This is a genomic window from Acinetobacter sp. YH01009 (genome assembly GCF_013420765.1).
GTDB lineage: Bacteria > Pseudomonadota > Gammaproteobacteria > Pseudomonadales > Moraxellaceae > Acinetobacter > Acinetobacter amyesii.
In genome coordinates this window covers 217,626-231,927 of record NZ_VOYE01000001.1, presented here as the reverse complement: position 1 = coordinate 231,927, position 14,302 = coordinate 217,626, and the positions used below count along the sequence as shown (strand labels likewise).

General features: G+C 39.6%; 15 protein-coding genes. 2 read left to right on the top strand and 13 right to left on the bottom strand.

Annotated features, from left to right (window positions below):
• Positions 1–19: 19 nt before the first annotated feature.
• Together FTT76_RS01115 and FTT76_RS01110 are read right to left on the bottom strand one after the other, a co-directional pair.
• Positions 20–826 carry an SDR family oxidoreductase gene (locus FTT76_RS01115; protein ID WP_180007565.1) on the bottom strand — a complete coding sequence of 269 codons (807 nt, stop codon included), beginning with the start codon at positions 824–826 and terminating at the stop codon, positions 20–22.
• Between the two features lie 44 nt (positions 827–870).
• The gene (locus tag FTT76_RS01110) at positions 871–1,542 is read right to left on the bottom strand and encodes a hypothetical protein (protein WP_180007564.1); all 672 of its coding nucleotides are present in this window, start codon (positions 1,540–1,542) and stop codon (positions 871–873) included.
• Between the two features lie 184 nt (positions 1,543–1,726).
• Here FTT76_RS01110 and FTT76_RS01105 point away from each other — a divergent pair, with 184 nt between their 5' ends.
• On the top strand, positions 1,727–4,621 hold the full coding sequence (locus tag FTT76_RS01105) for a valine--tRNA ligase (protein WP_180007563.1): 2,895 nt from the start codon (positions 1,727–1,729) through the stop codon (positions 4,619–4,621).
• A 45-nt stretch (positions 4,622–4,666) separates the two neighbouring features.
• Here the strand turns inward: FTT76_RS01105 and FTT76_RS01100 are convergent, their stop codons facing one another.
• The 8 genes from FTT76_RS01100 to def all read right to left on the bottom strand — a co-directional run bounded on the left by FTT76_RS01100 (position 4,667) and on the right by def (position 10,793).
• On the bottom strand, positions 4,667–5,551 hold the full coding sequence (locus FTT76_RS01100) for an S-4TM family putative pore-forming effector (RefSeq protein WP_180007562.1): 885 nt from the start codon (positions 5,549–5,551) through the stop codon (positions 4,667–4,669).
• Between the two features lie 5 nt (positions 5,552–5,556).
• A complete protein-coding gene (locus FTT76_RS01095; protein ID WP_180007561.1) occupies positions 5,557–6,558 on the bottom strand; it encodes a hypothetical protein in 1,002 nt (333 codons plus the stop codon).
• A 283-nt stretch (positions 6,559–6,841) separates the two neighbouring features.
• Entirely contained in the window at positions 6,842–7,210 is a 369-nt protein-coding gene (locus FTT76_RS01090) for an endonuclease domain-containing protein (RefSeq protein WP_180007560.1), read from the bottom strand.
• A gap of 170 nt (positions 7,211–7,380) precedes the next feature.
• Positions 7,381–8,421 carry a molecular chaperone DnaJ gene (locus tag FTT76_RS01085; protein ID WP_180007559.1) on the bottom strand — a complete coding sequence of 347 codons (1,041 nt, stop codon included), beginning with the start codon at positions 8,419–8,421 and terminating at the stop codon, positions 7,381–7,383.
• A gap of 90 nt (positions 8,422–8,511) precedes the next feature.
• Positions 8,512–8,748: a hypothetical protein gene (locus FTT76_RS01080; RefSeq protein ID WP_180007558.1), complete on the bottom strand. Its 237-nt coding sequence runs from the start codon at positions 8,746–8,748 to the stop codon at positions 8,512–8,514.
• The gene (locus FTT76_RS01075; protein WP_180007557.1) at positions 8,738–8,890 is read right to left on the bottom strand and encodes a hypothetical protein; all 153 of its coding nucleotides are present in this window, start codon (positions 8,888–8,890) and stop codon (positions 8,738–8,740) included. The genes FTT76_RS01080 and FTT76_RS01075 overlap by 11 nt, the downstream gene beginning before the upstream one ends.
• A gap of 18 nt (positions 8,891–8,908) precedes the next feature.
• On the bottom strand, positions 8,909–10,120 hold the full coding sequence (locus tag FTT76_RS01070) for a GGDEF domain-containing protein (RefSeq protein WP_180007556.1): 1,212 nt from the start codon (positions 10,118–10,120) through the stop codon (positions 8,909–8,911).
• 190 nt (positions 10,121–10,310) lie between these two features.
• Positions 10,311–10,793 carry a peptide deformylase gene (gene def, locus FTT76_RS01065; RefSeq protein ID WP_180007555.1) on the bottom strand — a complete coding sequence of 161 codons (483 nt, stop codon included), beginning with the start codon at positions 10,791–10,793 and terminating at the stop codon, positions 10,311–10,313.
• 741 nt (positions 10,794–11,534) lie between these two features.
• Here def and FTT76_RS01060 point away from each other — a divergent pair.
• Positions 11,535–12,815, top strand: a complete 1,281-nt coding sequence (locus FTT76_RS01060) for an MFS transporter (protein WP_180007554.1) — start codon at positions 11,535–11,537, stop codon at positions 12,813–12,815.
• 51 nt (positions 12,816–12,866) lie between these two features.
• On the opposite strand, the gene FTT76_RS01055 is transcribed toward FTT76_RS01060, so the two are convergent.
• The 3 genes from FTT76_RS01055 to FTT76_RS01045 form a co-directional block, all read right to left on the bottom strand.
• Complete coding sequence (locus FTT76_RS01055; protein WP_078192225.1) at positions 12,867–13,364, bottom strand: DUF2505 family protein; 498 nt, start codon at positions 13,362–13,364, stop codon at positions 12,867–12,869.
• Positions 13,365–13,529: 165 nt separating this feature from the next.
• Positions 13,530–13,823 carry a hypothetical protein gene (locus FTT76_RS01050; RefSeq protein ID WP_180007553.1) on the bottom strand — a complete coding sequence of 98 codons (294 nt, stop codon included), beginning with the start codon at positions 13,821–13,823 and terminating at the stop codon, positions 13,530–13,532.
• A gap of 109 nt (positions 13,824–13,932) precedes the next feature.
• On the bottom strand, positions 13,933–14,232 hold the full coding sequence (locus tag FTT76_RS01045) for a hypothetical protein (protein ID WP_180007552.1): 300 nt from the start codon (positions 14,230–14,232) through the stop codon (positions 13,933–13,935).
• Positions 14,233–14,302: the final 70 nt, after the last annotated feature.

Here is a 14,302-nt window from a genome sequence, read left to right as displayed (position 1 = left end):
TATTTAAACTTGATAAAATTTACTTCACTTTGGTTTTACGAATCATTTTATACAACGTTGTTGGTGATAATCGAGATACCCAAACACCGAGCTTTTCTTTAGAACCACCCACCACGATGTATTCTTCCCCACGTTGCAAAGATTGCACCACCGTTTCGGCAAACTCATTGGCTTCTAGACCATTTTCAATGGCTTCATCCTGATGCCCTTGTGGCTTGCCTGCACCATTGAGTGCATTAAATGAAACATTGGTTTTGACAAATCCGGGGAATATCACTGATACGCCCACCCCTTGATCCGCAACTTCCGCACGTAGACTGTTTGCCCACATATGAATAGCAGCTTTTGCAGCAGAATAGGTCGCGCGGTATTGTGTCCCTAATAAGCCTGCAACACTTGAAACAAAAGCAATTCGACCAGACTTTTGCGCTAAAAAAGTCGGTAGAACGGTTTTAGTCAAAAATACTTGAGAAAAATAATCTACTTCCATGATGGCTCGTTCAGTCTGCATGGTCGTATCCGTGATCAATGCACGCTGACTCAATCCCGCATTATTGATTAGCCAGTCAATTCGACCTTTATGCGCAAGGACTTGTTCATAAGCATGGCGAACTTGTTCTTCATTGGTAATGTCTGCACACACTGAAAGATGCTGATCTGGATGTAATAATGAAACACGGACTTTTTCCAACTCTTCAAAACGACGTGCGGTCAAAATGACCTGCGCCCCTTGCAAAGCACATTCTTTTGCTAAAGCTTCACCCAAACCTGAAGATGCCCCAGTAATCCACACCACTTTTCCATTCAAATCATCTCGTTTTGCCATTTTGACATCCTTTTAAATAACTAATTTATTCATTTATATGTATTTTATGCTTTATGTAGTACAGGCTCATTGCTCAAAAACACCATAAAATGGTCAAAGTACTGACTCATCGATTGTGCATCATAAATTTTGCCGAGTTTATCAAAACGTTTATAACCGAGTTGCGTGGTGAGATTGATGACACCGGTTAAAGTTTTATCCACCACCATATTAAATTTCAGCATTTTTTTTGGTTCTCGCACCAAATGCGTCACCCCGGCATCGACCACTTGTGTAAATGCCTTCAATGCGAGTGGGACATATTGATTCTGCCCTTCTTTCATTTGACTGACATAGGCAAGCAAGTCGGTGGCTAAAGAGGCATCGATCGGATAATGCATATAATGCTGACCATCTTCGCTGTAAAAACGTCCATATAAATAATTTACCATCGGTACAAGGCGGTCATTGCTGAAAAAAGACACCGACCACGGCATATATTTACGGGTCGTTTCACGTATTTGCTGAATAATTTTTTCGGATTCATTGTCTCCAGACTTATTCATGCGCGCCATTTGGCCAAAAACTTGATCTAAAATTTCACATGCAATATCCGCTAAATTATCCCCTAAGGCTTTGGACTGACTTTCTGTTTCACCTTCATTGAGTTTTTGATGAATCGTCTCAAAACGTTGATATGTCGTAGGTTGAATCTTTAAAGAAATAGAATAAGTCATTTGATATTGCTCCTTTTATCTTAGTTTTGGGATCAATGGATACTTCTTATCTTAGGTCCTATCATACGGACTCTTTTATTTACTGCCAAATCCTAAAAGTTAACATTCGCCCAACATCCCTAATTCACCATTTTTTTTGCTACAATAGATCTAATTTTTTATCCACTTTTGATCTGTTTAGACTATGACTGATTCAGCGCAAAATATTGCTACGACCTACGATCCGACCGAGATCGAAAAAAAATGGTACAAGACTTGGGAAGAGAGAGGCTACTTCAAGCCATCTCAAAAAGGTGATTCATTCTGTATTATGATTCCGCCACCAAACGTCACTGGTAGCTTGCACATGGGTCATGGTTTCAACAATGCCATTATGGATGCGTTGACTCGTTATAACCGTATGTCTGGCAAAAATACCCTTTGGCAGCCGGGTACTGACCATGCCGGTATCGCAACGCAAATGGTTGTTGAACGTCAATTGGGCGCTGAAGGCATCAGCCGTCACGACCTAGGCCGTGAAAAGTTCATCGAAAAAGTGTGGGGATGGAAAGAACAATCTGGCGGTAACATTACTCGTCAAATTCGTCGTCTAGGCTCATCTGTAGACTGGTCACGTGAACGCTTCACCATGGATGAAGGTTTATCAAATGCCGTTAAAGAAGTGTTTGTTAAGCTACATGAAGAAGGCTTAATTTACCGTGGTAAACGCCTTGTGAACTGGGACCCTAAACTACAAACTGCCCTTTCTGACTTAGAAGTTGAGTCTGATAAAGAAGAAGCAGGTTCACTGTGGCACTTCAAATACTTCTTTGAAGACAAATCAATCCGCACCCATGACGGCAAAGATCACATTGTCGTTGCGACCACTCGTCCTGAAACATTGCTTGGCGATACAGCTGTTGCGGTTGCGCTTGATGATGAACGCTATGCAGCGCTTGTTGGCAAGAACATTATCTTGCCAATTACAGGCCGTGCTGTTCCAATCGTTAAAGACGAATATGTAGACAAAGAATTTGGTACAGGCTGTGTGAAAATCACCCCTGCGCACGACTTCAATGACTATGAAGTGGGCAAACGCTGTGAACTTCCAATCATCAACATCTTCAACAAAAATGCTGAAGTTCTTGCTGAATTTGAATACATCGCGAAAGCGGGCGAGCAAATTTCTAAAACCATTCCTGCCCCTGCGGACTACATTGGTTTAGAACGTTTTGCTGCACGTAAAAAATTGGTTGCTCAAGCTGAAGCTGAAGGCTGGTTAGATCAAATTCAACCGTACACCTTGAAGCCACCTCGCGGTGACCGTTCAGGCGTGATCGTTGAGCCACTTCTAACTGACCAATGGTATGTGAAGATCGCTCCTCTTGCTGAGCCTGCAATTAAAGCGGTTAAAGATGGCGACATCAAATTTGTACCTGAGCAATACAGCAACATGTACATGGCGTGGATGAACAACATTCAAGACTGGTGTATCTCACGTCAATTATGGTGGGGTCACCGTATCCCTGCTTGGTACGATGCTGAAGGCAACGTATTTGTAGGTCGTGATGAAGCTGAAGTTCGTGCGAAAAACGGCATTGCACCTGAAGTTGAATTAAAACAAGACGAAGATGTACTCGATACTTGGTTCTCTTCAGGTCTTTGGACATTCTCAACTTTAGGTTGGACAGGCGACGCTGCGAAAGATAAAGAAAACTATTTCTTAAATACTTTCCACCCGACTGATGTGTTGGTAACAGGTTTCGATATCATCTTCTTCTGGGTTGCGCGTATGATCATGATGACCATGCACTTCATGAAGAATGAAGATGGTACGCCACAAGTGCCGTTCAAAACTGTGTACGTTCACGGTTTGGTTCGTGATGGAGAAGGTCAGAAAATGTCTAAATCTAAGGGCAACGTGCTTGACCCATTAGATTTGATTGACGGCGTTGATCTTGAAACTTTAGTACAAAAACGTACAACTGGTTTGATGAACCCGAAACAAGCAGCGAAGATTGAAAAATCTACCCGTAAAGAATTCCCTGAAGGCATTCAATCTTACGGTACGGACGCTGTTCGTTTCACTTTCTGTGCGCTTGCAAACACAGGTCGTGACATCAAGTTCGATATGAAACGTGTTGAAGGTTACCGTAACTTTGCCAACAAAATCTGGAACGCTACTCGTTTCGTAATGATGAACTGCGAAGAGCAAGTGATTGGTATCGATGCTCGTCAAGATCTTTGGGAATTGCCTGAACAGTGGATCGTGAGCCGTCTGCAAAAAGCTGAACAAGCAGTGCAAACAGCATTCGCGACTTATCGTTTAGACTTGGCTGCACAAGCGATTTACGAGTTCATTTGGAATGAATACTGTGACTGGTATGTAGAGCTGACTAAGCCTGTTCTAAATGACGAAAACGTATCGGTTGAACGTAAAGCTGAAGTACGTCGTGTTCTTCTTGCTGTAATGGAAGCGTCTTTACGTTTGGCTCACCCATTGATGCCTTACCTAACAGAAGAAATCTGGCAAACACTTGCGCCAAAACTGAACATTTCGGGCGAAACAATCATGTTAGCTCAGTACCCTGTTGCTGACCAAGCGTTAGTGAATGAACAAGCTGAAGCAGATATGCAATGGCTGCAAGGTTTGATTGGTGCGGTACGTAACATTCGTGGTGAGATGGGCTTAGGTAATGCTCGCTTGTTGCCTGTTCTACTTCAAAACACGACGGATGCGGAAAAAGCTCAAATCGCTCGTATTGAACCATTGTTCAAAGCATTGGCAAAAGTTGAAAGCATTACCTTCTTGGCTGATGCTGAACAACCACCATTGTCTTCTTCATCTGTTGTAGGTCATGTATCAGTATTTGTTCCAATGAAAGGTTTAATTGACCCGAAAGCGGAATTGGGTCGTCTACAAAAAGACTTAGACAAGGTTCAAAAGCAGCATGACCAAATTGCGACTAAACTTTCTAACGAAGGTTTTGTTGCGAAAGCTCCTGCTGCTGTAGTTGAAGGCGAGAAAGTTAAACTTGCTGAGTTTGCTGACCAGTTAGCGAAGATTAAAGCGAATATGGAGCAGATTGCAGCGCTTTAATGCTGTAGTTTGATTCAAAAAATCCCCTCTTAGTGAGGGGTTTTTTTAATCTTTTACCCATATTTTAGATTTAGCCTCCAACACATACTTACGACCTTCAGCAAAAAAATCTGGTACAGATAAATTAGACTTACGGTAGTCATCAATACAATTTTGTATTTTTGAAATCAGAGCGATGTTCATTTTTTTTGCGAAGGACATCCCAACTAAATCTTTTAATTCACAAAACAAAAAAATACACCTATTAAGTTTATATAAGTCCAAAATATGTTTTATCAATGGCATCAAAAAAGCACTCATATAACATAAATAAAAAATGATAATTTCATAAATCATTTTTTGTTTAGAATAGAAACCATCAGACCAGAAAGAAAAAACAATGAATAAAGAACCACCTAAAATTAGAAAATTTAAAATAGATAAAAATATTACATAATGTTTTTTAAGTTCTCTAGTCCACATAAGATTTTGCTTTTGACAAGATATGATATCTTCTGGAAATGCTTTATTACCAATTGCTGATGTATACCAGCCTTCAATCTTTTCTAGATTACCTACTTTTGAATTATGTTTTTCAGCATATTTTGATGCTTTTATCTCATCTTGGGTTGTTATGTCATAATTCAAATCGAATAAATTACTATCAAATTTTTTTTGAAATTTAGATGCAGACTCCCTATCAGACTCAAAACCCCATATTAAAAAATAAGAAACAATAGCAACACCAATACAAAATAACTCTCTAATTACAGAATAAGTATCATCTGCCTGTATAGAATTATTTAAGACCAAGACACTTATGGCAAATATCAGAATACTAAACAGCCTTACTATTGACCTTTTTGCTTTAAGGTCACTATTTATTTGTCTTTGAGCTGCTAAAAATCTTAAATTTTCGTCTAGATTTTGCTTATGTAAGATATTAGACACTTAAATCATCCATAAGCAGGAAAAAATGAACCCAATACTTTTTCCCAATATTCAAAGGCTCTTTCTTTTTCACCAATACTTTCATAGTAATTACCATATTTAATATTTTCCAAGTCATTGGTAACACGTGCATGAATTTTATTTTGAACATCATGATCTAATCTGTTGATATTACCTTCAATCCCTTTTGGATCTTCAACCCAAGAGTAAATATTATCACGTATATAAATTAGACTTTTTTCAACTTCTTCTTGCAAAGTTCCTGCTGTTGTCAACCATCTTGATTTATAAAAATATAACAACATAACTTCCAACAAATATGATGATGGTATAGACGGCTTTCTATCTTGTTTGTTCCAATATTTCATCAAACGAATAATTTCTAATACTTTTCCATTATGCTGTCGATTAACTTCCGTTGCTAAAGTCTGATCTTTCCTTGGATCAGTTTGCATCCAATAATTACCATTCCCACTTGGGATTAAATAAACTCCACTTTGAGTATAAAAACATGGAACTAAATCGAAGTTCCATTCATTACTGGTCATTTGAAATGTCACAGCTTGCTGACGTCTGTTTAATTGTGGATTTTGATACCCGCTCATTCCACTCAACATGCGCTTAAATCTATTCAGAACCTTAATAGGACTCAAAGTATCATCATCATTCAGAAGTTGAGACCAAATCCCTTTATCCAATGGATTTAGAATTGAAATAATAGCTTCATCATAATTGGTAGCTTCATTCCATACTAGTTTGCCACCATTTAGACCTATCATTTGATCGATATCATCAAGTGGTTTAACTTTAGTTCTTCTAGAAAATGAGCCAAATGGCAAATTATAGGTTTCTGCAAAATCTAGCTTTTCCAAACTATTGTCATTAAGTCTTTTAATTTGCTCTAGCAAGTGATCTCTGCTTCTTCTACCTGCATCAGTGCGACTTTTTACCAAATTAACTTTATCTTCAACTAATCGAGTAAGTGCACCATTAATCGTTCTTGCCATTTTTATATCTCTTATTTCTAAATGCATTCTTTTATAAATATGGGTTATATACATTTTTTCAACAAAAAATCGTCATTTCTTTACAATATTAATTAAATTATTGTTTTTATTATTTTTAATTTCTATAACGGGGGAGTGAGTAATGCTAGATTCAATGAGTATAGGAATTTCACAATGGTGTTCCCTCTCCTCTCAGGAGAGGGTTAGGGAGAGGTGCTTCTAGTTTTTTCCATTATAAATTCTACCCTCACCCTAGCCCTCTCCCCGAGGGAGAGGGAATTTTTCATTCTTGATTTACTTTCAGCTCAAGACATAAATTCCACAAATCCTCCAACACCACATCCGTCCTCCCCAACACATCATAATTCCAATATCGTACAACAGTTAAACCCAAAGCCTCTAAAAACTTAGTTCGCTCAGCATCGTATTCAATCGCATCATTCGTTCCATGCTGACTACCATCCAACTCAATCACTAAACCAATTTCATGACAGTAAAAATCCACAATATAAAGTTTGATCACATGCTGACGGCGGAATTTCAGGTTCATAAAACGTTTGGCACGTAGAATTTGCCACATGAGGTTTTCAGCATCGGTGGCTGTGTGGCGCATGTTTTTGGCAAACTCTAATAATACAGGGTCTATTTTCATTTTTATTTCCCTCTCCCTAGCCCTCTCCCATAGGGAGAGGGAACATTCATTGTGAATCTAATTTTTATTATGAAATTTCAGCCCCACTAATACATCCAAATTTATAACTTAAATTTGATATGTAATGGATTTCCCCTCTCCTTTCAGGAGAGGGTTAGGGAGAGGTGATTTTATAAAACCCCATTCCCCAACAACACTTCCAACCCTTTCACCTTCTCCATATATTTCAGCCGTTCTTTTTCCCACTTCACTTGCTCTTTCAGCACTGCAACATCGCCATCAATCACCTTATACACATCTTTCACCTGCATATTTTTCGGCTTCGGCTTTTCGCTCCAGTGAAAACTATCCGTAATGTCATCTATCTGACTGGCTAGGCGTTGGCTTTGAGCCTCTAAAGCCGTTTTATAAAACTTTAAATGTTCATCAGTTAAAGCTTTAGGGCTTTTGCCTTTATTGGTTTCAAGCTGTAATTGCAGCTTTAATAAATAAAACAAATCCTGTGCTTCATGAGCTTGATTCACCACTTGCTGCAACTCGGTTTTTTCCGCTTTTTTAGCTTCATCAGGTTCACGGTCTGGGTGAATCATAGCGGTGATTTTTAAATACACGGTTTTCAGTGATTGATTCACTAACTTTTCAGTTTGCTCACGTTTTTGCTCTAACCGTTTACGCTGATGCTCTTCTTTTTCACGTTGATATTGCTCACTGTCCCATTCTTCATAAGACTCATGTTGTTCTGTAGCTTCTTGTTCAACATCAAAATGACCTTCTACTTTGCTCTGTTCAGTTTGGGTCAACTTAGCTTTTTTATTCGGCTTTTGATTATGTGCATGATGCTGCTGATAAAAAACATCCACCTCAGCAACCTTTTCAAGTTCGGCAGTATTTAAGTAATTGGATTTTTTCAACTGCTTTGCCAATTTCGCAAGCTTGGCATCGAGCTGAGCTAAATCCGCTTTGGCAAAGTCTTCTTGCTGTATGTGCAACCAAAGCTGTGCAAGCTGACGGTAGTACACCGCATGCAAATCACGATATATCGGCACAAGTTTCAGTTGGATATAACTCTGAATCTCACTTTTGGCATTTTGCCAAAGCTGTAAGTCTTGCTTTTGCTGTTCGATTTGCTCAATCAGTTTGTTCAGCTTTTTATGCTGTGGGGATAAAGCTTCAACACTCGGGAGTAAACTGACTTTTAACTCAAAAGACATAAGCAAATTTAACGCAAAAAGAAAATTATAGCCGATCTAAGCACTAAACTTTTGAGCACTTTGCCTAAATCAAAAATCACGTTTTATGAATTAACGCTCAAACCGATGCAAATATTGACTCAACTCTTCCCGAACCACCACCTCATGTCCTGCATGACTTCGACTTTGTTCCAAAAGATGCTCAGAGTCGATCACTGCCACGCGATGACCATCCGCAATTAAACGATCTACACCTTCAAACAACATTCGGACACCAACATCGTGTATCAAAGAAATATTAGTCAGATCTAAAACAATATGGTTATTCGCGACAGGTTCATTCTGCAATAGTCGCTGCCTCATTACAGATGAAGCGCTGTTGAACACATTTTTGTACCCACGCCGCTAAGCCATGATCAAAATGAATATTCTTTTGCTCGGTCTGAAAGTGGAGCTGCGCTAATCCGAGCTGAAATTGTAATTGCTGCATAACTATCATTTAAATTATTTAATCTTCTGCCAAGTTTAACTCACGAAAGCTGCGTACTTGGTTACGACCTTGTTGCTTTGCCATGTACAGCGCTTGATCGGCCATACGCGTGACCACAGCAGACGGTGTTCCCTCAATTGCTGTTGCCACACCAAAACTTGCACTAATCTTCAACATTTGATGGTTGGCTATCATGGTTTCAGCTTCAAAAATTGCCAATCGACAGCGTTCAGCCACGTCTATCGCCTGCTCTAAACTCTGATTTTTTAGAATTAAAATGAATTCTTCACCGCCATAACGCCCAACCACATCTTGTACACGAGTATTGTCATTTAAAATTTGAGCAACACGTTGTAAAACGGCATCTCCTGCATCATGTCCATATTGGTCATTGATCAATTTAAAATGGTCGAGATCAAGCAAAACCACTGCAAATTCAGGCTGTGTCTGTTTGCTGAGTGTATCAAGTTCATGACTAACATAACGTCGGTTAAACACATTGGTCAGCCCATCGACACGGCTGAGGACTTCCATCTTTTGTTCACGGTGTCGCCACTGTAAAAGCAAAATCTGAAAAAACACTGCACTGACGATCAATATGGGTAAATACAACTCCGCCATACTCATCAGCCAAAAGGCATTGTCGTAAAACTCACTCTGTTTTAAAGCTGGGCTGAAAATCGGTGCATATTCTAGATGGTCAATCGAAGTTTGATAGCAAATGTAGCCAATAAACAGTGTGATCGGAAATGTAATACTGAGCATAATTGCAGGACGATAAAAAACCAAACCGACCATCAGCAGATTGACCGTCCCCGCCATAGTGGCAGGACTATAGATCCCGATCATATAGCCACCATAGATCATGCCGATCCCAAACAGGACGGGCGCAAAATAGCTAAAAAACAGTCTAAAATTTAAATATTTTTTGAAATAAAGACTGAGTACTGCCAATACGCCATAACTGAGTAGGACTATACAAGCGACGATGATCCTGAACTTGAGTTCACTCGGATTAAACCAAATCCGATTGGTCGAATAATAAAAATTCATGATGCACCACTTCAACACGCTAACTTGACTCAGCATGCCAAAGATGAGAAGTAAACGCCCTTTATCGTAGTCAGACCAATTGATGATGAGATAGTCTGACTCAAACAAAAGATGCTTCAATTTACGCCATTGTACGCCCCATTTCGTACAGACAGCATTGCCCCAATTTTTCCCCATTAATCTTCTTTTTTATTTTATTATTTCGCTAGTTATACAAGGTTTTAACTTCAAAAAGAAAGCCTATTTTCACAGTTAAAAGTGCAACCTTTGAAGCCTTTAAACTTCACTTACACCACTATTCAAATTACTTTTCCGCTATTTTTTTAGCTCAATTGGTCACTTTTATCTTTTTGGAATAGCACGGTTTTTATTCTAAACGCTCGGTGAATAAGATCCCGTTCAGATGATCGACCTCATGTTGTACGATCCGTGAAGGAAAGCCATTCAGGGTTTTCTCTTTGAATTCACCTTGAAGGGTCAAATATCGCACGTGAATTTGCTCGGCTCTCGGGACTTGTCCTCGTGCATTCGGCACACTTAAGCAGCCTTCTTCACCCAAAACTGTGGTCGTAGATCGAGATGTAATCACTGGATTGACCATCACGATCGCCTCCATTTCAGGCGCATCGGGATAGCGTAAATTTGCACGTGAAGCCACGATAATCACCCGCTTAGAAACATAAATTTGCGGCGCCGCAATGCCTACGCCTTGACGCTCAAGCATGGTGGCATGCAGTGTTTCGCTCAATGCAATTAACCATGCAGAACCTATTTCAGACGCTTGCACCTCTGCGGCAGTGAGCGTCAAAATTGCTTCACCACGCTGTGCAACAGCAGCAATATGACTCATGTTTTTATCCTTTTTAAGTCTAGCGGGCTTAAATTATTTAACTGATGTTACGCACGTAAAAGTAATTACGCATTTTTAAAATGATATTTAAGTTTATTCGACGAAGTCTTACATCTAGGATTTAAATAAAGGGATTAGCCTTCGGCTGGAGGTACTCTTACGAAACAATGTTTCTCATTAGGCAAAATGAGAAGCAAAGCTTCGCAAGGAAACCATCTTGCGGTGCAATGCACCTCACCGACAAAACTCGTTCACTAGTATCAAATTATTCAAAGTATCGCAAAAACATTTTTGATTAGAAGGAGTCCTGTCTCAAACACTTGCGGATGACGTTACCGCTTATCATTCTTTCATTTGAATCAAATTACGCTTCTGATGTTACTGCGTAACATCAGTTATTTAAAAAAAAACAACCATGCAATATGCATTATTATCGGTTCTGAGTATAAAACAACGGCATGCTATGGCTTTGAATCTTTTATGGTTTATATAGAGCACAAAGTAAAATAGCAGATCACACCGCCCTATACTATTGATATTTATCATTTATATTCCAAGATTTAACGCCATCCATCACCAATCATTCTTTAAGTTAATACGACTTTATCTATATTATTTTGTTCTTAATTCACGATATTTTCATAACTATAAGTTTTTAATAAGGCAACAAAGTTTGATTATTCAATAAAAATTTGAATCACTAAAATCCTCAAATGCTATTTGCTGCTGGAAAATATTTGCATGGAAGCTCAGCCACGCCTGACTCGTCAAGATAAACGTACCCTCGGACTGTCATCCCTCGGTGGCGCACTCGAGTTTTATGACTTTGTCATTTATGTGTTTTACGCCAAAATTATTTCGGAACTGTTTTTCCCCACTGGACTCAGTCCATTTTGGGCGATGCTGAATACTTACGGTATTTTTGCAGCCGGATATTTTTTCCGCCCGTTGGGTGGTGTGGTGATGGCGCATTTTGGCGATTTGATTGGTCGTAAGCGTTTATTTAGTTTGTCTATTTTACTCATGGCTCTACCTACACTGATGATCGGTGTGATGCCGACTTTTGAAAGTATTGGTTATGCAGCACCACTTTTGCTCCTACTGATGCGTGTGATTCAAGGCATCGCGATTGGTGGTGAAATCCCTGCGGCATGGACTTTTGTTTCAGAGCATGTGCCTGAGCAAAAAATTGGGATCGCCAATGGCTTACTCACTGCTGGCTTATCTTTAGGTATCCTATTGGGCGCACTGATGTCTTTGTTTATTTCATTACAATTTACAGAGTCAGAAATCCATGATTGGGCATGGCGGATTCCATTCATTCTAGGCGGAATCTTTGGTTTTGTTGCGCTCTATCTCCGCAGTTATTTAAAAGAAACGCCTGTATTTAAAGCCATGCAAGAAAAGAAACAATTGGCTAAAGAGCTTCCTGTGAAACAAGTGCTGCAACAGCACAAAACAGGCGTTGTGATTGGTATGCTGTTTACATGGTTCTTAACTGGCTGCGTTGTTGTATTGATTTTAGCGATGCCAAATCTACTCACGGGCGCCTTTGGTTTTGAACGGGCCGATGCCTTTAAAATGCAAAGTGCCGCTATTGTGATGCAAATGGTCGGTTGTATCTTGGCAGGTCTTTTGGCAGATCGCTTCGGTGCGGGTAAAGTGATGTTATTCGGTTCCCTCCTTGTTGCGATAATTGCGGGCGTGTTCTATAACAGCTTGGGCCATGTGGCAGCATCGACCGTGTTTGCGCTCTATATGCTGCTCGGTTTGGCATCAGGCACGGTTGGTATGGTGTCTTATAGTATGGTGAAAATGTTCCCTGCACAGATTCGTTTCTCGGGCATTTCATTTTCATACAATTTGGCCTATGCCATCGCGGGTGGTATCACCTTGCCATTGGTTCAATGGTTGAGTTTATACAGCAACATTGGCGCCATGTATTATATATGGAGCGTCTGTTTGGTGACCTTCTTTACTGCGATGCTTTATCGTCAACGTTTTGAAAAAACTTCGCACTAAAAATAAAAAAGCGGTCAATGACCGCTTTTTTTAACTTGCTTTCAAATCAATTCAGGCTTTTAAATTTTTACGCAATTCATCTTCTACAATTTCAATCTCAAGCTGACTAAAACGACGAATTTCACCTTCTGCATGTTTTTCAAGTAATCCACCAATCAGTGGAACTTTGACTTTCACCGTCCAGTCCAAATTGAAACTCACTTGTGTTGCATCACCACTGACACTTCGTTTACAACTGGCTTCGAGCGGTAGGTTCGGATCTAGTTTGACGTCAGAGGTTAATGCCGCCAAATTACTAATATCCGTACGTTTCAGACGAAACGCATCTTTTAAAAACTTCTTGGCAATATCTGGAATATTTACATCCAAGTTATAGGCACGTTTTAAGGTATACATATCACCTGTTTTTTTTGATTCTAAAATTTCTAGATTTTCACCCGGTATGCGTTTGCACACCGCTTCATGCAAGCTGATATCTGCGGCTAGTCGTTTAAAATCTTCAAGTGAAACGCCATGAATTGTGGCATTGACGGTAAATTGATGTGCCATTCTCGTAATCCTTCAGGTCAATATTGGTTTTATTGTTTTATTTCGCCCAGTCTACAGTTGCTAAAACTGTGCTTTGGATTAAATCGGAAAGCGCTGTGGCTGTCATTGACCTGAAACCAAACTGAAAAAACAGAATTGCCATACTGCAACTCATTGGACTCTGCCTTAAAGGACTTTTTGATAGATTTGCCCATGCTGATCTTTAAACTCGAGCTGAAATTCCCAGCCCGCATCAATTTTTAAATACATCTCCGCGTAGGACAACTTTGCGTACCAATGACCAAAGTCGAGGCTAAAAATATCAAAGCTGGCTTGTTCAGGAAGCTGTTGCATTGGTTTTGCATGTATTAAAGCGCTAGGTTCAAAAGACGTGCAGTGCGAGCCATAATGATGAAACAGTTCAAAACATAGCTGATTAAAAATTTCAAATGTTGAATCTTTGGGATCAAGTTGCGTCATTGCTTTAATAGCTTCCCATATCTTTTCATTTCTTCTTGCGCTTATTTTTATATTTCTATAACAAATCTTTGTGGTACTGCTTTTATAAATCTCAGTTTAATTTAAGTTGTTAATTTAAGATCATGCTATGCACCACACCATCCCGATCACGGTGTACCAATTTGATTACTTGTGAATAATCGATCAAAACGCTTTGGTGTTTGTAACTGATTTGGATGCCGTATTCATCTGCACCATCATCCAAACCGCTGATGCTACATTGCGTGCCTTGTGGAAATGCATTGAGCCATTCAGCGTTATACACATCTGCTATTTGTTCAAACTGAAAAAAGCTCGCTTTTTGCTGCAATAGAAACCCAGCTTGTCGATCAAAACGCAGTTGCTGCTCAAGTTGAAAGTCGATAATCATGACTCTGCACGCTCTTTACTTATTCATCGGGTTCGGAATCGGCTATTAAAAGTAGCTTTGCCATCACCCA

Excerpts from the sequence above, each read along its gene's own strand:
- FTT76_RS01115 (WP_180007565.1), bottom strand. The coding sequence starts at position 826 with ATGGCAAAACGAGATGATTTGAATGGAAAAGTGGTGTGGATTACTGGG.
- FTT76_RS01110 (WP_180007564.1), bottom strand. The coding sequence starts at position 1,542 with ATGACTTATTCTATTTCTTTAAAGATTCAACCTACGACATATCAACGT.
- FTT76_RS01105 (WP_180007563.1), top strand. The coding sequence starts at position 1,727 with ATGACTGATTCAGCGCAAAATATTGCTACGACCTACGATCCGACCGAG.
- FTT76_RS01095 (WP_180007561.1), bottom strand. The coding sequence starts at position 6,558 with ATGGCAAGAACGATTAATGGTGCACTTACTCGATTAGTTGAAGATAAA.
- FTT76_RS01090 (WP_180007560.1), bottom strand. The coding sequence starts at position 7,210 with ATGAAAATAGACCCTGTATTATTAGAGTTTGCCAAAAACATGCGCCAC.
- FTT76_RS01085 (WP_180007559.1), bottom strand. The coding sequence starts at position 8,421 with ATGTCTTTTGAGTTAAAAGTCAGTTTACTCCCGAGTGTTGAAGCTTTA.
- FTT76_RS01075 (WP_180007557.1), bottom strand. The coding sequence starts at position 8,890 with ATGCAGCAATTACAATTTCAGCTCGGATTAGCGCAGCTCCACTTTCAG.
- FTT76_RS01070 (WP_180007556.1), bottom strand. The coding sequence starts at position 10,120 with ATGGGGAAAAATTGGGGCAATGCTGTCTGTACGAAATGGGGCGTACAA.
- def (WP_180007555.1), bottom strand. The coding sequence starts at position 10,793 with ATGAGTCATATTGCTGCTGTTGCACAGCGTGGTGAAGCAATTTTGACG.
- FTT76_RS01060 (WP_180007554.1), top strand. The coding sequence starts at position 11,535 with ATGGAAGCTCAGCCACGCCTGACTCGTCAAGATAAACGTACCCTCGGA.
- FTT76_RS01055 (WP_078192225.1), bottom strand. The coding sequence starts at position 13,364 with ATGGCACATCAATTTACCGTCAATGCCACAATTCATGGCGTTTCACTT.
- FTT76_RS01050 (WP_180007553.1), bottom strand. The coding sequence starts at position 13,823 with ATGACGCAACTTGATCCCAAAGATTCAACATTTGAAATTTTTAATCAG.
- FTT76_RS01045 (WP_180007552.1), bottom strand. The coding sequence starts at position 14,232 with ATGATTATCGACTTTCAACTTGAGCAGCAACTGCGTTTTGATCGACAA.